This window comes from Vibrio sp. Vb1980 (genome assembly GCF_033338615.1).
Classification (GTDB): Bacteria; Pseudomonadota; Gammaproteobacteria; order Enterobacterales; family Vibrionaceae; genus Vibrio; species Vibrio alginolyticus.
Genome location: NZ_JAWOSZ010000016.1, coordinates 52,738 through 73,134, shown reverse-complemented (window position 1 = coordinate 73,134; position 20,397 = coordinate 52,738). Strand labels below are relative to the sequence as shown.

The window sequence follows — 20,397 nt, the reverse complement described above, 5'->3', positions numbered from 1 at the left end:
AAGAGAGGCAGATTAATTGCTACGTATTCTACTGTTTATTCATCTTGTCGACAGAAGTGTTTGAGTTGAGAGGATTTAATCGCTAACTAAGTATGCTAAAGTGAGATCTGTCGCAACAAATGAGCAGTAAAATGTCCAATTCATTCAACACTATGATTCCCATCGGTGTGCGCTTTATGGTGCTTTCCGCGTTCGGCTTTGCTCTGATGTCGGCTACAGTAAAGCACGTCGGCAACTACGGTATCCCCGTTTTTGAAATCGTTGCAGCAAGAGCGCTCGTTTCACTTATCATTAGTTATTTCGATGTAAAGCGAAAACGAATTTCTGTATGGGGCAATAATAAGCCATTACTATTTGCACGCGGTGCTGTGGGCACGATGGCTCTGATGTGTGTATATTATTCAGTGACCACCTTACCTTTGGCAGAAGCGACGATATTCCAGTATATTCATCCGGTATTTACTGCACTACTCGCCGTATTTTTCTTGAAAGAGCGCATCCAGCCGTCAACTTTCCTTTGTATTGCGTTGTGCTTACTCGGCATCTATATCATGGTAAGCCCAGAAACTGGGCAAGGCTCAGATAGCGCTTTACCAATGTTTAGCGTCATGATTGCGATCTTAGGCGCATTTGGTAGCTCAATTGCCTACGTCATTGTCAGAAAACTGAGTCAGACAGAAGACAGCTCAGTGATCATTTTCTATTTCCCGTTGGTTGCTCTCCCCGCTTCACTCTTACTGATTGGCGACGATTTTGTAATGCCCGATCTATATCTGACTTTCATGTTGGTTCTAGTTGGTGTCTTTACCCAAATTGGGCAATTGGGGTTAACCAAAGCGATGCAAACTCAACAAGCGGGTAAAGCCTCCGCTTATTCGTATATCCAGATCGTATTTTCTGTGTTGTTAGGCATCATTTTCTTTGGCGAGGTTCCGATCATTTGGACGTACGTCGGTGGCGGTCTGATTGTTACAGGCGCATTAATTAATGCGTTTGGTCATCACTTACGGTTACCTTTTATTAAGCGCAACGCTTGATATACCTACCCAGAACCGTAAACACGACATTTAGAAAAACAGCCAGAGTGACTCTGGCTGTTTTGTGTTTAGCCTAACGTTAAGCTGATATTTTTAACCCTGCGATACCAGCGACAATCATTAGCAAGCTTAAGGCTTTGATAAGTGTTGCTGGCTCATTGAACAGATAAATACTCACGACTGCCGTGCCTATTGCGCCAATCCCTACCCATACGCCATAAGCAATGCCTAAAGGCAAGGTTCTTAACGCAATGCCAAGCAACCAAAAGCTCAATAACATAAAGACAATAGTGAATGCCGAAGCACCGAATTTGGTAAACCCTTGTGAATATTTAAGACCGACAGCCCATGCGATTTCACACAAGCCCGCAATGAAGAGAATTCCCCAAGCCATGTCACATTTCCCAACGAGATGGGGTCGTCCCCGAGAAAAGATAGAGCGGTGAGGTCGTCCTCACTTCTGATTGACTGCTTATTATATACAGAAATTTGAACATAAAAAATAAAACACGGCGATAAGCATACAACTCAAACATCTCATGCACGCTTAAATTCTACGCTTTTCTTTTTAACGGTGGCGGACTCTCTATTTCGCATCAATAACGACACCGTTTTTTAACAATTTACATATAACCTTCTGGTGTTGAAAGTGTTGCATTTATTGCACAAATCACACAAAAACTAATTGAACATGTAAATATGAAAACGTTTGTGTGACTAATATCGCTTAAAACAATGACTGATGACTTTAATATTCAGCCGAATTAATTATAAGGTATGACGTACCCATGAAAGCAATCAAAACCTCTATCGCTGTCCTTGTTGGCGCCGCTCTACTATCTGGATGTAATGACGACACTGAATACGTCAATGTTCAGCCTAAAGAAGTAAAAATAGCGACTTACAACCTCTCTTTTGACCGCGCTACCTTCGAAACTTTGGTAGGTGAAATGCAAATTGAACCAACGCAGCAAACTGCGTTGGTCACCTCTTATTTAGACGGTTCAATCGCAGCCGAAGACAAAACCACTGCGGAAAAAGTCATTCAAATTCGTAACGTTGCAGCAATCATTCAAAAGAATCGTCCTGATGTTCTCATGATGGCGGAATACAACAACGATGGAACAGGTGAAAACAAAGCAGCCATTGAAGGATTCCAGAAGAACTACTTGTCTGTCGCGCAAAGTATCGATGGCGCGGGCGGTGAAGCAAACCTTGAGCCTATTGAATACCCTTATGCTGAATCTTACTCAACTAATACAGGGTTGTTGAGTGAGTTTGATCTCGACAACAACGGAACCGCAGGTCAAATGCCAGGTGATGCATGGGGCTTTGGCATGTACCATGGTCAATATGCATTTGCCCTTATGTCTAAGTATAAAATTGACACAGCAAACACACGTACATTCCAAGCATTTAAATGGAAAGATATGGAAGGTGCGAAAATTCCAACCATTACTATCTGCGATGGTTCGCAAAAGATTCCAGACGGCATGAAGTGTGGTGATGAATGGTACTCAGCGGAAGAATGGGATCAAGTGCGTCTATCTTCGAAAAATCACGTCGACGCGCCAATCATCATTCCAACTCGCAATGGCGAGGAAGTTGTACACTTGTTGATGTCTCATCCTACTCCACCAGTATTCGACACTGGTAAAAACAAAGCGCAAAACGCAGCAGAAGTGGAATTTTGGCATCATTACATTCAAGGCAAAGACTATTTTTACGACGATGCGGGTAAAACAGGTGGCTTAACGAACGGCGCTAAATTCGTAATGATGGGTGATCAAAACCTTGATCCAGTGGCTGGTGACGGTATTAGCTCTGTAATGCAAGAGCTGCACAACGATCCATTGGTTAACCAAACCGTGATGAATAGCGATCTTTACCCGACAAGCTTTGGTGCAGCCGAACACGCCGTTGACCGCAGCTCAACTCACCCATATCCAAATCGCATCACTTCAACGTTTGGCTTAGGGGTAGACTATGCCTTGCCTTCAGCAAATTTGAATGTAATAGACTCTGGTGTGTACTGGTCAGCGTCTTATGAAGAAGGCCGTAAACTATTTAACGATGCACGTATCGGTAAGTATGGTAATGGTAAGGATGTATCTTCCGACCATCGCATGATCTGGATTAAAGCACAGTTCTAGACTGCATAAAAAAAAGCCAACCACAAGGAGTCGTGATTGGCTGTATATATTTGTGAACAAGATGGTTCACTAACAACGTCAGTTGGCTAGGTGACCCTCGGCTTAGAAAGGGTCACTCATACTAAAGCATGAGGCGTGCCAACTTTTAAGCGCACAAAAACAGGTTGTTATTTAATCACTTTCATTAAAACTTAACCAATAGCTACTGTTTGCTCACAGAATAAATTGCAATTTGCAAACTACCATTGGCATTTCGCAATAAACCTGATCTTTAGCTCTTGCTTTTATTGCTTCCTAGCTAAGTCGCGTGCAAGGATTAACGCAAGTCCGAATACTTGCAAGAAGAGTCCGATATTCTTGTACCAAGCGATCTTTTCATCCTGCTTTGCCATTATCTCATTGAGCTCTACATTCTCAATGTAGTAATTATCGATGCGGTCTCTATACGAAGCTTGTGCCTGATTTATCTTTGACATTAGTTGAGGAAGTTGATCAATTTGTATTTCATCCGACTCGTTGTGAACCCAAGAAGATAAATGCCCTGCTAATACCTCTTCTAGCTCTAAAGGTATCGCTATGCTCTGACTTATGTGCACATGCAGCAGTAAAGCTTCTCTTTTCCTTTCTAGGGTTTCCACACTGTTCCATGCGAGTTGGATGGAATACAAGTTTTCTGCTGTTTGCTCTGCGAGCTGCGAGTGCTGTTTACCCAACTTATCAAGGACTAAGCTAGTAACGATGATCGCGCCAATATTCAGTACTAATCCAATCAGAACGAGTACCCAAGGTGGTGGAATGTAACGTCGCAGACTTACCATAACTTATCGTATGGCAGGTAAATCATATTTAACACAACCAATGAAAGTATCACCAGAAATGTCACCTGCATCCCTCTAATGCGCTTTTTCAAGTCTTTTTTCAATATGCCTTTAGCATGAATAACTCGACCAATTACAAAAATAATACCGGTGAGATGTATCCATGTTGGGTAAGCACTATTGAATTCTAAAAGTGCCATTAAAATCAGGGTGATGGGGATATATTCTGTCGCATTACTCTGGGCACTACGAGCAATTTGTAGAGCCTCTACCCCACCATCTGCATAAGCAATTTGATTTAAGCGACGTTGCTTAATTACTTGAACAGCCAACCAAATAATGAGTATTGCGAGAATGTTGGCATACAGAGCAGTGATCATATGTCGTCCTTCTTGATCTGGTTTTCACTTATATAAGCGTGTCACTTGGCTATAACTATAGCGGTATCATTATGATAATGCGTCAAATAATCTCAAGTTATGATTTCTACTCGGAAAAAAACGAAAGCCAATGCTTCATGACATTAAAAATGCCCTCGAATGGAGGGCATAAGAATAAAGAAGCTAATGTGTGAGAATATTGAAACCACTATAAGGGGTGTTTGACCAGCTTTTTGCGCCGATGCCCTTTGATAATACTTTCAAAAATTGTGAACAACAGCCCTACCCAAATAAATGCAAAGGTCACCGCTTTCACTTCGTCAAACAACTCGCCAAAAAACATAACTGCCAACACAAACTGCAAGCTTGGCTCGATGTATTGCATTAGACCGACGGTTGATAAATTAGTTATACGTATTGCGATAGAATAAAATACGAGTGGTAAAAGTGTGATAGGTGCACTGCCAAAATACAAAAGCAATGTTGTGGTATCTGTGCCCGAAGCCAGTTCGCCAGTTGCCCATTGTTTATAGAGCAAATATGCGAGTGCAACTGGAGTCAGTAACAACGCCTCAACAAACAAGGTTGTACTCCAGTCATAATTTATCTTCTTCTTGTACAGCCCATACAAAGCAAAGAACAACCCCATCGTTAGTGCGATAACGGGCAGCTGACCATAGTGAATCACTTGGTACATAACACCAATTGTTGCCAGCACGATTGCAATAAGCTTGCCTATTGAGAGCTTATCCCCAAGAATAAATACGCCCAGTGCAACAGATACTAATGGTCCAATAAAGAAGCCTAAGCTGGCATCGATGACCCGATGATGGGTCAAAGCCCAAGTGAACGCACTCCAAGAAATACACATCAAACTGCTCGCCACAAACGTGTACCACAAGGATTTTTTATCAAGCCAGATTTCTTTCCAATTCAGCCCTCGACGGGTTATCCCAAGTACAATTAGAAACCCGACAGGTACAGACCCAATGATTCGCCATGCTAGCAACTCATCCATAGAAGCATTTGGTAAATAACGATAATAAATTGGTAGCAATCCCCAGATCACAAAGGAGGATGCTGCCATAAAAGTGCCATAACGAGTGTTATTCATAAAACTATCGCCCATCTAAACGACCAATTTGGCGTAAAGTCCGCCATACATAAAAAGGAATGCAATCCCGCAGTGACTTTATGATGCAGATGGCATTATTGGCTCAACGCTTGTACGACGGCGGTAAAGCCACTCACAAAACACAACATAAGTGCCCCAAACCGAATCTTTTCTTTTGGTAACGACTGGGTAGTTTTCATTGCTAGCCAGTAACCAAGCGCCGCAGCAGGTAATAGAGGAATAGTAATGACCAAATGATGCAATGTGAAGAAGCCCACTGGGATTTGTACTATTAGTGAAATAATCGAACTGAAAACAAAAAAAGCCGATAAGTTGCCGCGTAACTGATTTGCTTCTTGATGCTGCAACAATAACGCCATCGGAGGGCCTCCAATCGCAGAACTGGTACCAAACAACCCAGAAAAGAAACCAGCACATGTCATACGCGAAGGCGTAGGCTCAACCCGAAACGGTAAAACACTCACCAAGACTGCAAACAGCACCAACAAACCAATCCAAAGCGTGAGAATTTGTGTAGATACAAAAAAGAGTAGCAAGCCACCAGCAATTGATCCCGGCACTCGCCCAATCAACGCCATCTTTAAGCCGCCGATTTCAACACTACCGCGGTGCTTCATCGCATTCATCAACGAAATAAATAACGCGACTAAACAGATTGGCGCAGGAACATATTCTGGCGCCCAAAGAATCAGTAAAGGTGCGGCAACAATAGCCAAGCCAAAACCGATTGCGGTCTGGACATAAGAGCCAAGAAATATCAAACCTATTGCAAGGAAGTTTATCGAATCGAATTCCATTTAGATTATTCTTATATTTGAAAAATAAACACAAAACCAAAGCACATTCGCATGATGAATACCTCAGGCACACTGCGATATGAATTCCGCGTAGCATTCATCAAAGTGAATAAAAAGACAATCCATTTGTGCGGTTCGCCCTCATTTGCATTTTGTATTTCATTCCGCTGATGTACATGTTTGCTTACATCGAAGAGGATTCATGCTCGCCTGTTCACGCAGCATTTCTTCAGCGGAATTAATGACCTCTTAAAATCTAGCAGAATTAGACCCGTGAATTCTCCATTGCATTTAATGGATTCAGTCAATTAGTACGGCGTCGGTATAGCACTTTACAACTCACCTCTTTATACTACTGATCGATTTATCATTACCGTACTTATTTACACAATAAACAAGTGTACGGTCAGTGTTTTTCTACCTTTAACTTGCTGTGAAAATAATATGAAAAAACAAACGGGATTTACTCTAATAGAGTTAGTCGTAGTTATTGTCGTGCTCGGTATTCTTGCTGTCACTGCCGCGCCACGCTTTTTAAACCTTCAAAGCGATGCACGTGAAGCACGTTTGGAAGGAATGAAAGGCGCTATTGCGTCAGCATTAGGCGTGGGTTATGGGAAAATGGCGATTGCGGGATTGGAAAGCAAGCCTTACGTTTCAAACTTCGTAGACAGTGCTTTAATGGCAGATTTACCATTTGACGGCTGTAATATTGGTGGTTCAAAGCGCTGTGTTTTTTTATATGGATATCCTGATTCTGATAGCGAATCGATGAAGTTACTCGTGCAAGGACTGAACGAAGAAGACTCGGATTGGAAAACATTTCATCACCCGGCTGGTTCAACAACTCGCGAAATGGTCATTGCTGCAGCCGACGAAAAAAGAGCTAGCCTTACACAATGCGGAATTTTATATGGGCCACCGCAGACTCCAAACGAGAGTTACACCTTAGATATTCTTCCCTGCCCTCAATAAAAATAAGGCTGCCAATCGGCAGCCTTATTTGTTTCATCTGATCGGTTTTTTACGCAAAGTTAAACACGTATTTATCCATCATATTCACCATGCGGCCAATCTCTGGCTTGGTAATCGTATCATTTGCGCCAAGAGATAGTGCTTTCGCTCGGTTATCCTCACTCATCAATGACGAGAACATAATGATCGGCATTTCATGAAACGCTTCGGTATCTCGTAGTCTCTTCACTAAGTGCATACCATCCATTCGAGGCATTTCTACGTCCGTAACCACCGCATCTAATAGCTCTTTAACTGGCAAGTTTTCTTCTTTCGCGACCTCGATCAAGCTCATCAACTTCTCATGCGCCTCACCACCGTCTTTACATGTGATCACATTGTAACCTGAAGAAGCTAATGTATCTTGGATCAAAGAGCGAATAAATGCTGAGTCATCCACCACCATGATCGTTTTAGCATTACGCTTACCGACCATTCTCTGGTTGAGATCCACCGACTTGTCCCCTTTCACATCGTATTTTTCCATACTCAGTTCTGGGTTGATGTCTGCGATGATTTTTTCAAAGTCGAGAATCATGATCAGGTTGCCTTCTTTACGGACAACGGCTACTACACAATCTTGTTCGCCCGCTTCCAAAAACTGACTTGGTGATTCCACATCATTCCAAGAGATACGATGAATACGCGAAATGCTGTCAATTAAGAAGCCATTGGTCATTTTGTTGAAATCCGTAACGATTACAAACTTGCGCTCCAGATCTTGTCGTGTTGGCACACCTAACCAACCAGCTAAATCCACTAAAGGCGTCAGTACATCTCTGGATGAGAACACACCAATCATATGAGGTTGTGCGTTTGGATAATCGGTTGTTTCTGGCACGCGAATCACTTCTCGTACTTTCGCAACGTTAATGCCGTAATAACAAGTTTTTGTGCTGCCATCTGGCAATGTTTTTTCTAAATGAAACTCGATGATTTCAAGCTCATTGGTACCACTTTCTGTCAAAATGGTGCTGGTTACGTTACTCATAAAGCCAATTATCCAACCAAAAATACGCATCAGAAAAAGTTTGATGCAAACGCCATGAGAAGCCATTCTCTGGCTAAAAATCCAAAAGTCCTTTTTAGTCGTTACAACAAAATTTGTAAACCATCAAAAGGACGGCTAACGCACATTTCCATACCAAACCATGTAAAATTGTCTCATTTTTGAACACGAAATTATGAGTGGCCAAAGTGCGAATTAACACCTCCACTTTTAGCGGCCGAGTCAATGAAAAGTTTAGAAATAATTTGAAGTGATGTTCAGCGTCAATAGCCAAACCTATCCAACAGATATCAGTGCAAAGTTGGCTAGCGTGCTCATGCCTGGTGTAGAACAAGCTCTCTTCAAGTGGCATGGTATAAAACTGCGCTTGTGAACACGGGTTTAAATCGAAGCGCTAGAGGCATCGCAAGAAAATCTGAAGGCATAGAACACTGAAAGAACACTTTCAGTTTGTTAGTTTTCTGTCAGCGTAAGTTTTAAGCAATCATCCTATCACTAGGTATTTCAATACCTGACATCGCTATTCCCATAATCAAGACACTGATTTTCACTTTTGGAAAGAGTCATTTTCCTTCCTCTTAGCAAGGTTTTTCCTACAATCCTATTCATCCAATTGCGCTGTCGCCTGACAGCACACTAGTTGATGTATTAGGTGAGGTTAACTTTGAATAATGTTCTTATTATCGACGCTCAACCATTGTATAGCGAAGCACTTGCTTCTCTAGTTGAATCTGTAATCAACGCAGCTGAAGTGATTCAAACCACTGACAGTGCGGAAGTGATGGATCTTGTTCGAGGCCAAAAGATTGATTTGATTATTCTAGACGTAGTGCTTGGCGATCGCGATGGTATGCGTTTAGCCAAAAACATTTTAGCGACGGGATATCGTGGCCGACTGTTATTTGTTTCTTCACGCGACTACTCGAGTCTTTCTAAAGCAGCGTACGAAATGGGTGCAAACGGCTTCTTAAGCAAACATGAAACAAGAGAGACCATTATCGACGCAATTGTGAGTGTTTCACGCGGTTACTCAATGTTTAAGTCGACTCACACACCATCGTCGGGTAACGTAACACTCTCAAATCGCGAAGCCATGGTGTTCCATTATCTTGTACAAGGCTACTCAAATAAGAAGATTTCTGAACAACTTTCACTCAGCGCTAAAACAATCAGCACCTACAAAACGCGTATTCTGAAAAAGTACCATGCGGACACGTTGATTGAACTTCTGCATACTATTCCTCAGTCAGAAAACATTGAGTTTTGCCGCTAAGCGCTCATGTATTTTGCAATAGCACCGATTAACAACTGGTGCATTGCATCATGTCTTAAGCTTTGCTTCACCTGTACAACCACTTTTGGCCAGCCATCTGGGTAAAAATGCTCTGGCACTCTTATAAATTTATATCCATCAATTGGCGCCTGATATTCAAGTAACACGGTTGCGGCGCTTTTTTGCTTAATTAGCTTCAATACGCTGCTTACGTTGTCTAGAGCCGCAATACGGTTGATGACCATACCGTGGCTTTCCATTGCACGCTTAACGAGCTGCTCTTTCTCTTTCCAACCGATAATCTCTAACATGATAAAGGGAAGTTTGGCCGCTTCTTCCAGGGTGGTAATTCCCAGCTCTTCAGGGACAACTACCACAGCAGGCGCATAGCCGATGAACTTCTGATAAACAGATTTCGGAACATCCTCGTTGAAGTAATGTAACTGCGCATCCACTTTGCCTAGGATTATCTCTTCTATCGTATACTCTGTAATCGTTGCTATCGAAATGTGCGCCTTGGGAAACAGCGCCATTAAATCCATTGCAAGTAAATGCCCAAATGAGTATTGAGCGGTTTGCGGCAAACAAATGGTGATGTCTTTTTCGTAATTTTCCGGTTCAAACTCATCTCTAATTAGACAAGTTTCAAGCTTCTCGAGTGCATCGGAAATTTTAGGTAATTGACGTTTTAAATAGTCCGTCGGTTCCATGTGGTGAGGATGCCGAATAAACAATTCATCGTTTAGCTGGAGTCGCAATCGGGCAAGGTATTTGCTAATTGACGCTTCGCTCTTCCCCATCGCTTTCGCAACGGGCTTGAGCTGACGGTGCTTATCCAGTAAGACAAGTATTTTAAGTAAGTTTAAGTCGAGATCTTTGTTCACGTGCGACACCAGATGTAAGGTCGAGAATAAATAGAGCAATCACTATTTGTTGACTGCTCTAATATAAAAGACCACTCATTCTGTTTGGTCAAATTAATCAAACAGTTATGTCATGGTTATGTTCCGTAACTTTGCATTTAGTCAATACCAGACCTGCTTAATGGGACTTTTGTCTGTGTTTTTTCATCTCATAGAGATCTTCATCTGCACGTACAATAACGTCCTGAAGCGTTTCGTGTAACTCATTCGCCGCGATACCAGTACTCACACTAACTTCGATATCCAAGGTCTTTAGTCGGTTATCTTTAACGACACTACGAAGCTTCTTCGCCAATATTGAAGATTGGCTGATACTGCAACCTGGCAGAATCGCAACAAACTCATCACCACCAGTTCGAACTAGATAATCACTATTTCGAAACACTTTAGACATAGCATCAGCAATAATCCCAATAACTTCGTCCCCTACATGGTGACCGTAATGGTCATTGATTCGCTTGATCCTATCGCCATCTATTGCAATGACGGAATATGGCGCGGTTTCCAAACGACGTTTGAATTCGCTATCTTGAAAGACTCTGCGGTTAAACAATCCCGTTAAATCATCTTTCGTCACGTTCGTCAGTGCTTTCGCGAGGCGAAGTTTGCTCTCTTTAGATTCATAAGCTTTGTTGTAATACGCTAAAGTTACGAAAAAGAAGATGATAAACAAGAACACGTAATCCAGTACAATTTTACTGAATGGGTACATGTAAACAATGAGATTGTTGTTGTCTGCGACATATGATTGGGTGTACGCGAATGATGGAAAGGGGTAGCCAGCGAAGTAAATCACCATTTGCTTGTTCCCATTCGCAATTTGAACATCCACCGCTTTCCCATCATTATAAAGCGGCGAGAGGTACAATTGTTCCGAAAACTCTCCCACTAACTCACCTTGAAAGTAAACCGGACTCATGATGCTTATCGCCATGTCATCGGAGTATGTCGTTTTAAATGGTAGGGAAAACAATACCCGGTCCGTTAGTTGCTCTTTCCACGCGGCTAACACACAAGAATAGTTACTTTTACACCAATCAACATCAAATGTGGCTTTCACTCCCTCTAGCGCTTCAATCGGTCTCTCTAAGATGAGTTTGTTTCCAGTATAAGAACGAAAATACATAACGGCATTTTGTCGATTGAACGCATTTGATAAATACGCTTCAGCCTGATGAAGCGATTTCCGTGCAACAGCTTCAACGTAATTAAGTTTTTCATAACGTGACAGGGAGTAAATCGCATCTTGAAAGCTCAGCTCTGTTTGCGCTTCTACTTCACTCACGCTCATGCCTTTGTATTGCTCGAGCTGCGCTTCCGTCAATAGCCCCATGAGAATTACTTTTTGTTTTATTTTGGCTAAATTATTCGCGTAAGTGTTGAACTGCTTTACTTCATAAGAAATTAACACCGCACCAATCATTGTGACAGAAGTGACGAATAGTAATGTTGCGATGAAAAGAGACAACGCGATACTTTTAAGTGTCATGATGCGGTCTTACGCCCCCGCCACTCTTGTTAGCTCAACAATGTTCTTTACGTTAAATTTATCCAATAGACGACGTTTGTATGTGCTGACTGTTTTGTCACTTATTGATAGCACTGAAGCGATTTCTCGATTGGACTTTCCTTGTAATAAATACTTCATTACTGCGCTTTCTCTGCTTGAAAGTTGTGGCATTTCTCGAACGCTATTAACAACTTGCTTAAATTTGAAGAAGGTATACCCCTTCTCTACCGCTTCTATCGCGTCTTTAAGAATGTCGTGATTTTCCGATTTACACACATAGCCATCAGCGCCAGAACGAAAAGCCATTTGGCTGTACATTTGGCTAGTTTCAGCGGAGAAGAAAATGACTTTGCCTTCATAACCATGGGATTTGATACGTTTGTAGAAATCAAACCCATCGCAATCTGCCAAGTTCACATCTAAGATCAACAGTTGAATTTCTTCCTTTTTCAATATTTGTAATGCCATCTTCGCTGATGTTGCAGTAAATACCCCATTTGTTTTACCTAACTCTTCCAGCAACGACTTGATTGCAACACAAACGAGAGGATGATCGTCAAAGATCAAGTAATTCAATTTATTCATATCTTTCATTTAGTATGGTTATGGCTTCTAGTGGCATGGGTTTATCAATGTAGAAGCCTTGGCAAAGATCAATGCCATACTCACGTATCGCTTGCAGTGTGACTTCGTCTTCAATACCTTCCGCGACCAGTCGTATATTCAAACTTTTCGCTAACGCGCAAATAGCAACAACGATGTTGCGTTTTTTGATATCGCATTCGACACCTTGTACAAACGAACGATCGATTTTTAACTCGTTGAATGGCAGTTGAGCCAGTTTTTCAAACGTCGATGACCCCGTGCCAAAATCATCTATTGAGACAGTGACACCGTTCATCCTCAACTTGAGTAAATTCTTGTACAGGGACGCGCTAGTCTGAAATGTATCTCGCTCTGTAATTTCAATGGTGATTTGTGATGGGTCAATCTCGCTCTCTAAACATTGCTGTAAAAAGTAATGAGAGAACGCCGTATCTTCTAAATTTTCATGGTCTACATTGATGGATACGTTTTGCGTCAATCCGCGGTGTTTCATGTCATAGATAACATTACTCAATACAGCTTGAAACAACTCTCCAGAAAGGCGGCAACGCTCTACAATTGGCAAAAAATAATGAGGGGGTAACACACCATAAATAGGATGATTCCAACGCGCGAGCGCTTCATACCCAAGCACTTCCCCACTTTGCACATCGACTAAAGGCTGGTAATAATTTTTCACGCGCCCTTCAGCCAGAGCAAACAGGAATTCTTGATCTTCCACTTCAATAGGTTGCGCAAAGCTGACTTGTTTCGCTTTTTCATCTTTTATTTTACCCAACAAATCAACGACTTCATTTTCATCGTATGGCTTAGGCAGCTTCCCTAATACTTCAAAACTAAATCCCTCGCACATGGCTCTTACCGCAGAAATAATGGTCAATTCCATTGCACTGACCAGTACAACTTGCCCCTGGTACTGGACTTTATCGAGCATTTCCATCATATCGATGCCGTCTTTTCCGGGCATTTGGATATCACAAAAAATCACGTCAAAATATTGTTCCTGCACACTCTGAATAGCGGCATCCACACAGTTAAAAGGGATGACTTGCGCGCAATAGCGTTCCAATATTTGCGTAAGTATTGTGGTTTGTAGCGGATGGTCATCAATCACCATCACATTAAATTGTGTATTCATTTGTCTCTACCCAATAGTTTATGTTTTCGATCTCCTGCTCGATTCGTAAAATTAGCTCCGCTGTTCGCCTGTCAAACTCCGCAGCAGTAACTCGTTCTGCCTCAATACAAAGCTCAGCCAGCATGCTTACCCCTATCGTCCCAACCGCTCCTTTGATGCCATGAATGACCCGTTTTTTGTCTCGCTCAGTCGATGCGGCGTTTAAGTTTTTTATATCTGTAGACATTGATTGACTAAACACGCGCGCAATCTCTTTTGCGTCCTGAGCTTTGAACCGTTTAATCCAGCCGGGCAGCCTACCCCTCTCTTTTTCGCCAATAAATGGAATCAAAACGGTTTTTAATTGATTAAGGTCATAGGGCTTGTAGAGCACATCATCAATGCCGATATCCTGTGTACGTTCAATGGCAAGACGAGCATCTTCTGCTGTCACACCGATGATTGGAATTGCTTTAAATTCGGAGTTTTTCACGTGCCTAACAAGCTCATAGCCATCCATTTCTGGCATATGAAAATCGGTCAGCAGCAACACAACGTTTTCATCTTGGTTGATGTATTCCCATGCTTCGCGGCCGTTATTCACAATGACAGGTTCGATTCCAAGTTCATGAAGCTGCATTGCTATCACACTTTGGTTAATGGGATTATCTTCTGCGACCAGTACCGTGCCGAGAACCCAAGAAACCACTTCTTGATTTACGTCACTAAGCTTGGTTTCTTGCTGCGTTTGGCTGAGCAAATTGAACAATGTATCTGGATATTGAATCTCTCTTAGCGTAAGACTGCCAAGTACCCTTTGTTCGTCACGCAGCATTAGGCCATTAAAACTGGCATCGCTGTCGTGTATAGGGTGAAGGTTCGCCACCATTGTTTTTAACGTCGCTGGACGCATTTTCCACGCGTCACACCACTGGCGAATATTAAGTGGTAAGCTCTCGCTATACGTCCAGTTCAAACAAACGTCTGGCTCAGAGTCGCAATGCTCAATTGGCAGTCTGACAGTAACCGTCGTGCCCAAGCCAAATTGTGAATCGATGCAGAGCACGCCGCCCATGCAGTCGATCAATCGGTCAACAATGCTTAGCCCCAATCCAGTACCGCCATATTTACGCGTAATAGTGTCATCCGCTTGAACAAAAGGATTGAGAATGCCTTCGAGTTGGTCATCCGTCATGCCGATACCTGAATCCGCCACTTTCAAAATAAGCTGCTTTTCATGAAGAATGACACTGATTCCAACTTCTCCTTCGGCAGTGAATTTCATCGCATTGGAGAGTAGATTGGTGGTAATTTGCACCAATCGCAGCGCGTCGATTTCAATGAAAGCATTCGAAAATGGTTTGATTGTCACTTTGTAATCCAAACCTTTCGCAAGCGCTCGTGGTTCAAAGCTTCGAAACACATCGCACAAGGTTTTAAGCAAGTCGGTCTTAACTGGGGCGACGGTTAAGTGCCCTGCCTCTAATTTTGAATAATCCAGTACTTCGTCTACTAGCGTATTCAAATGATTGAGCGAGCGTATGGCTTGGGCAATTAACTCGCGATTTGAATCTGCCGTCACTTGGCGATTTAGCAAATCGAGGATGCCGTGTGCTGCCGACAATGGCGTTCTTAATTCGTGACTCATGGTTGCCAAAAAGTTTTCGCGCGCACGTACCGCGGTTTGCGCTTCTTTTTGCGCATCGATTAACGCCTGCTCACGTTCTTTTTGCTGGGTAATATCTTGAATAACAGTCAGTACAAACTTGTTCTTACCGCTAGGAGAAGCGATGACTTTGCGTTCTCGATATACATGTTTAATATCAAGTTCACAGCCCGACGAGGCAACCTCTTCTGAAATACGCTTTCCAGCGATAACAGTGGTCAGTTCATCAAAATTATTCACCAGAGGAGCGTGCGCAGAATCACTTTTCAACTTACATTGTTGGCACTGTTTACTGTTGTAGTTGGCACAATTGCTCATCTCCATATGGTTATTTTCACTATGGATAAAAACCAAGCTATTGATCTCTTTGATGATGTCCATCAGCCATTGCTTTTCCGCTTCCTCATTGTCAGCATTAAATTCGGCTAACCTCACTTTAAGTCGCATGTGAGATAAGATGAAATACGCCGCAATTAACATGAGACAGAATATGAATGAACCAGCAACAACAAATGTAGCGATCTGCTCCGCGTCATAGCCATAAGTCAGTTTGAAGCTTCGGTGAGAACGCAGCAGTTTTTCGATCTCGTTAGAATCAATGGTTTCGATGATGCTGTTCAACATGTGTTGAAGTTGTGTATTGTGGTTTGCAACCGCAAATGCATTAGAGAACGTCAAAACGTCCTCCGCATTGATCACCAAGCCATCGACTTGATCTTGTGCAATCATGTTGTGAACGATGTCGTCAGGAATGTAAGCCACATCCAAAACGCCCGATTTCAAATCGGTAAGCAGCTTTTTCAAATCATCATAATGATCAACTTGGCCTTGCTGCCAAGTGCCCAAATGAACTAACCCTTGCTTTTTCAAAGTGAGCAGAATACCCGCTTCTTTCAGTGCAGATTTATCGCGCTTGCTCTGCTCCGCTTGGATAGCCACGTAATTACTGTGCATGAATGGTTTAGTGAACAACCAATCTGACTTAGGTAGCTCACCCACATAAGAGATGGGGACTATATCGGCATCAAATGCCGTTAATCCATTTGAAAGGCTCGACGTCGGCTTCACATACTTAAAGCTCAAGCCAGTACGAGACTGCAATAAGTCGACAAAATCTGGAAAGAAGCCATCTAACTCGCCCGTTTGCGAATCTCGGTAGAGAAACGGATAAGCTTCGTCACTGCTGCTGTAAGTTATCACTAGTTTGTTTTGATGATTACGTCGGTAATCTACCAATAACTTATCACTGATATGGTAAGGATTTTTCGAGGCGACGGAGCGAATGTTTTTTCCATTTTGCTCCCACTGAAGGATTTTGTTGATGTCATCGATCAGACTCTGTTTGTCCAACGAAGCGATAAAACTCACCTCTTCGTTTTTCAACCAACTGGGAATATCGACAACCCCTTTTACAATGTCATTCAAATCCAAATATTGGGTAATACCAACATAAGTGTAAATCAGCGCGTTCGCTTTACCTCGCTTAACTTCATTAAACGCCTCTAAACGTGTTTTAACATAATGTATCTTATCGATACCACGTTCAGTGAGGTTGTCACAATACACACTGCCCTCAACACACACCCATTTAAGATCACGCGCATCACTATCTCGGTAAGTGGCATTCCGATACCAAACAGCGATAGTGCTCGAAAAGAAAGGCATCGAAAACAAGAAACGCTTTTCTCTTGCTGCTGTTTTACTAAATCCAACCGCACCATCAATCTTCTTGCTTTCGACATCCGCAAGTAAAGACGGAATATGCTTGTAAGTCCGAAGTTCTAACTCATAATCCAAAGCTTTAGTAATGTTAGACAAATACTCAAGACTAATTCCGTACGAAGGACCAACGCTACCGTCAAACGAGTCTTTAGCTTCGTCTTGCGCAATAACACCAACGATGACCTTCGGTTTAGGACTCTGTTTGGCAGTTGAGCAAAAAGAACTCGCTAAAAAAATTAAGGCGACGGACGATACCGTAATACTTCTAAGAATACTGAGCATGACTGCTTCCTCTGAATGGAAGCTCAGACTAGTTTTTGTCAGATAAAAGTCAAACTTAGCTCAATAGTGAAATAAAAATAACACTCTGATATAAAAGTAAAAAACCAAAATTCGTCAGAACAATCTGACAACACAATCCACCTTTGACTACACAGCGTTTGCGTTCGGTCTCTCACCCAGACGGATATTCACTGCGAGTCGGTATACATAAGGGATGTGTGCTTTTAGGTTTGCACGCCATAGCTTTTTACTTTCATCTTGAATGATTCATCATCATTCCATGATAAACTGGCGTATTAACATGAAAGAAAGCTCAACTCCGCGGTTTCGAGCAGCTTGAAGTAAACACAGTTTTAGAAAATGCGTTCTAGTATTGTATTACTCAAGACTCACATTGCTACTTTTACAACCGCTGGAGCATTAGAAAAATTAAGGTATTAAATTCAAATGGTTAATAACTCAATCCAGTGGTTTCCTGGCCACATGCACAAAGCACGTAAAGAGATCGAAGAAGCAATCCCTCAAGTGGATGTGATCATCGAAGTACTGGATGCTCGTATTCCTTTCAGTAGTGAAAACCCTTTGATTTCTCAAATCCGTGGTGACAAACCTGTCGTTAAAGTTTTGAACAAACGTGATTTGGCCGATCCAGAGTTAACTCAACTGTGGATTGAGCACTTGGAGCAAGAGCAACATGTAAAAGCAATGGCGATCACGACTTCTGAACCACAAGAAGTGCATCGAATCATGGAGCTTTGCCGCAAACTTGCCCCACACCGAGAAGAAATTGGTAAAAACATTCGCACCATGATCATGGGTATCCCAAACGTTGGAAAGTCGACGATCATTAACACCCTCGCAGGCCGAACAATCGCTGTAACAGGTAACCAACCCGCGGTTACACGTCGTCAACAACGTATCAACCTGCAAAATGGCATCGTATTATCTGATACTCCAGGGATTTTATGGCCAAAAGTGGAAAATCCACACAGTGGCTTCCGCCTTGCGGCTACTGGCGCGGTAAAAGATACAGCGATGGAATATGACGAAGTCGCATTCTATACCATTGAATACCTAGCAGCTCATTATGCAGACAAACTTAAAGAGCGTTATCAAATTGAAGAGCTTCCAGAATCAGATATCGAGATCATGGAAGAAATTGGTCGTCGCCGCGGTGCACTACGTGCAGGTGGACGTGTTGACTTACACAAAGTATCAGAGATCTTATTGCACGAACTTCGCCAAGGCACTTTGGGCCAAATTACATTAGAACGCCCAGAAATGATCACTCAAGAGCTGATTGAAGTCGAGATTGAGACCGCCCGTAAAGAAGAAGAAAAAGCGAAGCGTAAAGAAGAGCGTCGTAAGCGCTATTTACGTAATAAGCGATAAGCTTGTCTTTTATCTACTCATGTTTCAAGGCGCGATTTTCGCGCCTTTTTTGTTATCTAATGCGCCCATTTTTTTCACTTTTCAAACTTTATATTCCTCATCCAAAATCCAGATATGAAGCACGAAAAAACACCGCAAAATCGCCGTATAAACTTTAAGCACAAACTAGTTTAGACCCCGGGCCCCTATAGAGTTACAGCCACCATCCAACCCTCAAATGTCGAGTTTGCAAGGGTCTGCAAACTTATGCAACCTGGTTAGTGACACTCTCCCCAAAATCCGCAATATGAATAAGTGTCAGCGCTGGCGTTTTTCTATATGAAGAAGAGATTTATTATGAGTGAAACTATACAAAGCAAACCACTTCCCTCCTTTATCGAGGAACGCCTAGATTTTTATATTCAAGATCTAATCGAACCGAATGAGAACAAAAAACACCTTGTTCTTGGTAAACGCCCACCGTGTAATGCCGTTGTCCTGCAAAGCAATGATTACCTTGCACTGTCTCATAATAAGGAGATTCAAAACGCGCATCGTGATGCGATTTCCCAGCACGATGACAACGTCGTGATGTCCGCGATTTTCTTACAAGACGATGAATCGAAACCTGTATTTGAAACGCAACTAGCCAGTTTCGTTGGTATGCCTAGTTGTCTACTTTCTCAATCTGGTTGGGCTGCGAATGTCGGTTTATTGCAGACTATTTGTGCACCGAACATACCTGTGTACATTGATTTCTTTGCACATATGTCTTTGTGGGAAGGCGCACGTATTGCCGGAGCACAAATTCATCCGTTCATGCATAACAACACCAGTCACCTAAGAAAACAGATTTCACGTCACGGTTCAGGGATCATTGTTGTGGATTCGGTTTACAGCACTATCGGGACCATCGCTCCTCTACGTGATATCTACGAAATAGCACAGGAGTTTGACTGCGGCCTGGTTGTAGATGAATCACACTCTTTAGGTACACACGGTCCACAAGGTGCGGGGATACTGCAGGGTCTTGGCTTAACTCATAAGGTAGATTTTATTACCGTTAGTCTTGCCAAGACATTTGCTTATCGTGCTGGCGCGATTTTAGGCCCAGAAAAACTGGCGAAGACGCTTCCATTTGTGGCGTACCCTGCAATATTTAGTTCTACCGTATTACCGCAAGAGATCATTCGGCTAGAGAAAACACTGGACGTCATAAGAAAATCAGATGATAAGCGAGATATTCTGTTTGAAAGAGCCAAGTCTTTAGCCGTTGGTTTAAAACGCATTGGATTTACTATTCGCAGTGAATCACAAATTATCGCATTAGAATGTGGTAACGAGAGAAACACTGAGCGAGTCCGCGACTTTCTCGAAGAGCGAAATGTTTACGGCGCAGTGTTTTGCCGCCCTGCAACTGGAAGGAACAAAAACATCATCCGTTTTTCAGTCAATGCAGACATGACAGCTGCTGAAGTTGATCATGTACTCACTGTCTGCCAACAAGCATTTGCACACCCTGACTTAGAGTTTGTGTAAGTTAGTGTGTAGATAAAACTAAAGAGCTCAACAGTTTTGCTGAGC

At 42.4% G+C, this 20,397-nt stretch carries 17 protein-coding genes; 6 read left to right on the top strand and 11 right to left on the bottom strand.

What is annotated here, in order from left to right; translation table 11 throughout:
• Positions 1–131: 131 nt before the first annotated feature.
• A complete protein-coding gene (locus tag R7F64_RS19645) occupies positions 132–1,037 on the top strand; it encodes a DMT family transporter (protein WP_005376505.1) in 906 nt (301 codons plus the stop codon).
• Between the two features lie 79 nt (positions 1,038–1,116).
• Here the strand turns inward: R7F64_RS19645 and R7F64_RS19640 are convergent, their stop codons facing one another.
• Positions 1,117–1,431: a DMT family transporter gene (locus R7F64_RS19640; RefSeq protein ID WP_005376506.1), complete on the bottom strand. Its 315-nt coding sequence runs from the start codon at positions 1,429–1,431 to the stop codon at positions 1,117–1,119.
• A gap of 394 nt (positions 1,432–1,825) precedes the next feature.
• On the opposite strand from R7F64_RS19640, the gene R7F64_RS19635 reads away from it, so the two are divergent.
• Entirely contained in the window at positions 1,826–3,190 is a 1,365-nt protein-coding gene (locus tag R7F64_RS19635) for an endonuclease/exonuclease/phosphatase family protein (RefSeq protein WP_154204319.1), read from the top strand.
• Between the two features lie 284 nt (positions 3,191–3,474).
• Here R7F64_RS19635 and R7F64_RS19630 read toward each other — a convergent pair whose 3' ends face one another.
• The 4 genes from R7F64_RS19630 to R7F64_RS19615 all read right to left on the bottom strand — a co-directional run bounded on the left by R7F64_RS19630 (position 3,475) and on the right by R7F64_RS19615 (position 6,320).
• A complete protein-coding gene (locus tag R7F64_RS19630) occupies positions 3,475–4,008 on the bottom strand; it encodes a DNA mismatch repair protein (protein WP_154204318.1) in 534 nt (177 codons plus the stop codon).
• Positions 4,002–4,388: an MAPEG family protein gene (locus R7F64_RS19625; RefSeq protein WP_005376510.1), complete on the bottom strand. Its 387-nt coding sequence runs from the start codon at positions 4,386–4,388 to the stop codon at positions 4,002–4,004. The genes R7F64_RS19630 and R7F64_RS19625 overlap by 7 nt, the downstream gene beginning before the upstream one ends.
• Before the next feature lie 208 nt (positions 4,389–4,596).
• Positions 4,597–5,502, bottom strand: a complete 906-nt coding sequence (gene rarD / locus R7F64_RS19620) for an EamA family transporter RarD (protein WP_318072022.1) — start codon at positions 5,500–5,502, stop codon at positions 4,597–4,599.
• 95 nt (positions 5,503–5,597) lie between these two features.
• Positions 5,598–6,320, bottom strand: a complete 723-nt coding sequence (locus tag R7F64_RS19615; protein ID WP_318072021.1) for a sulfite exporter TauE/SafE family protein — start codon at positions 6,318–6,320, stop codon at positions 5,598–5,600.
• Positions 6,321–6,764: 444 nt separating this feature from the next.
• On the opposite strand from R7F64_RS19615, the gene R7F64_RS19610 reads away from it, so the two are divergent.
• Positions 6,765–7,295 (top strand): prepilin-type N-terminal cleavage/methylation domain-containing protein, encoded by a 531-nt coding sequence (locus R7F64_RS19610; protein WP_005376513.1) that lies wholly within the window; start codon positions 6,765–6,767, stop codon positions 7,293–7,295.
• Between the two features lie 49 nt (positions 7,296–7,344).
• Here R7F64_RS19610 and R7F64_RS19605 read toward each other — a convergent pair whose 3' ends face one another.
• Positions 7,345–8,325, bottom strand: coding sequence for a chemotaxis protein (locus tag R7F64_RS19605; protein ID WP_025998672.1), 981 nt, complete (start codon positions 8,323–8,325; stop codon positions 7,345–7,347).
• 682 nt (positions 8,326–9,007) lie between these two features.
• On the opposite strand from R7F64_RS19605, the gene R7F64_RS19600 reads away from it, so the two are divergent.
• Positions 9,008–9,616 carry a response regulator transcription factor gene (locus R7F64_RS19600; protein ID WP_017821556.1) on the top strand — a complete coding sequence of 203 codons (609 nt, stop codon included), beginning with the start codon at positions 9,008–9,010 and terminating at the stop codon, positions 9,614–9,616.
• Here the strand turns inward: R7F64_RS19600 and R7F64_RS19595 are convergent.
• The 5 genes from R7F64_RS19595 to R7F64_RS19575 form a co-directional block, all read right to left on the bottom strand.
• Positions 9,613–10,500 carry a LysR family transcriptional regulator gene (locus R7F64_RS19595; RefSeq protein ID WP_017635345.1) on the bottom strand — a complete coding sequence of 296 codons (888 nt, stop codon included), beginning with the start codon at positions 10,498–10,500 and terminating at the stop codon, positions 9,613–9,615. The two genes, R7F64_RS19600 and R7F64_RS19595, sit on opposite strands and share 4 nt — an antisense overlap.
• Positions 10,501–10,657: 157 nt before the next feature.
• Entirely contained in the window at positions 10,658–12,028 is a 1,371-nt protein-coding gene (locus tag R7F64_RS19590) for a GGDEF domain-containing protein (RefSeq protein ID WP_017635346.1), read from the bottom strand.
• A gap of 9 nt (positions 12,029–12,037) precedes the next feature.
• Complete coding sequence (locus R7F64_RS19585; RefSeq protein WP_017635347.1) at positions 12,038–12,634, bottom strand: response regulator transcription factor; 597 nt, start codon at positions 12,632–12,634, stop codon at positions 12,038–12,040.
• On the bottom strand, positions 12,627–13,793 hold the full coding sequence (locus R7F64_RS19580; protein WP_054576033.1) for an EAL domain-containing response regulator: 1,167 nt from the start codon (positions 13,791–13,793) through the stop codon (positions 12,627–12,629). The genes R7F64_RS19585 and R7F64_RS19580 overlap by 8 nt, the downstream gene beginning before the upstream one ends.
• Complete coding sequence (locus tag R7F64_RS19575; RefSeq protein ID WP_318072020.1) at positions 13,777–17,442, bottom strand: ATP-binding protein; 3,666 nt, start codon at positions 17,440–17,442, stop codon at positions 13,777–13,779. The genes R7F64_RS19580 and R7F64_RS19575 overlap by 17 nt, the downstream gene beginning before the upstream one ends.
• Before the next feature lie 447 nt (positions 17,443–17,889).
• On the opposite strand from R7F64_RS19575, the gene ylqF reads away from it, so the two are divergent.
• Together ylqF and cqsA are read left to right on the top strand one after the other, a co-directional pair.
• A complete protein-coding gene (gene ylqF, locus R7F64_RS19570; RefSeq protein WP_005376521.1) occupies positions 17,890–18,834 on the top strand; it encodes a ribosome biogenesis GTPase YlqF in 945 nt (314 codons plus the stop codon).
• A gap of 336 nt (positions 18,835–19,170) precedes the next feature.
• The gene (cqsA, locus tag R7F64_RS19565; RefSeq protein WP_017635350.1) at positions 19,171–20,352 is read left to right on the top strand and encodes an alpha-hydroxyketone-type quorum-sensing autoinducer synthase; all 1,182 of its coding nucleotides are present in this window, start codon (positions 19,171–19,173) and stop codon (positions 20,350–20,352) included.
• The last annotated feature ends 45 nt before the right edge of the window (positions 20,353–20,397 follow it).

Coding starts and splice junctions, on each gene's coding strand:
- rarD (WP_318072022.1), bottom strand. CDS start 5,502: ATGAATAACACTCGTTATGGCACTTTTATGGCAGCATCCTCCTTTGTG.
- R7F64_RS19605 (WP_025998672.1), bottom strand. CDS start 8,325: ATGAGTAACGTAACCAGCACCATTTTGACAGAAAGTGGTACCAATGAG.
- R7F64_RS19590 (WP_017635346.1), bottom strand. CDS start 12,028: ATGACACTTAAAAGTATCGCGTTGTCTCTTTTCATCGCAACATTACTA.
- cqsA (WP_017635350.1), top strand. CDS start 19,171: ATGAGTGAAACTATACAAAGCAAACCACTTCCCTCCTTTATCGAGGAA.
- ylqF (WP_005376521.1), top strand. CDS start 17,890: ATGGTTAATAACTCAATCCAGTGGTTTCCTGGCCACATGCACAAAGCA.
- R7F64_RS19575 (WP_318072020.1), bottom strand. CDS start 17,442: ATGCTCAGTATTCTTAGAAGTATTACGGTATCGTCCGTCGCCTTAATT.
- R7F64_RS19615 (WP_318072021.1), bottom strand. CDS start 6,320: ATGGAATTCGATTCGATAAACTTCCTTGCAATAGGTTTGATATTTCTT.
- R7F64_RS19580 (WP_054576033.1), bottom strand. CDS start 13,793: ATGAATACACAATTTAATGTGATGGTGATTGATGACCATCCGCTACAA.
- R7F64_RS19635 (WP_154204319.1), top strand. CDS start 1,826: ATGAAAGCAATCAAAACCTCTATCGCTGTCCTTGTTGGCGCCGCTCTA.
- R7F64_RS19630 (WP_154204318.1), bottom strand. CDS start 4,008: ATGGTAAGTCTGCGACGTTACATTCCACCACCTTGGGTACTCGTTCTG.
- R7F64_RS19585 (WP_017635347.1), bottom strand. CDS start 12,634: ATGAATAAATTGAATTACTTGATCTTTGACGATCATCCTCTCGTTTGT.
- R7F64_RS19610 (WP_005376513.1), top strand. CDS start 6,765: ATGAAAAAACAAACGGGATTTACTCTAATAGAGTTAGTCGTAGTTATT.
- R7F64_RS19640 (WP_005376506.1), bottom strand. CDS start 1,431: ATGGCTTGGGGAATTCTCTTCATTGCGGGCTTGTGTGAAATCGCATGG.
- R7F64_RS19645 (WP_005376505.1), top strand. CDS start 132: ATGTCCAATTCATTCAACACTATGATTCCCATCGGTGTGCGCTTTATG.
- R7F64_RS19625 (WP_005376510.1), bottom strand. CDS start 4,388: ATGATCACTGCTCTGTATGCCAACATTCTCGCAATACTCATTATTTGG.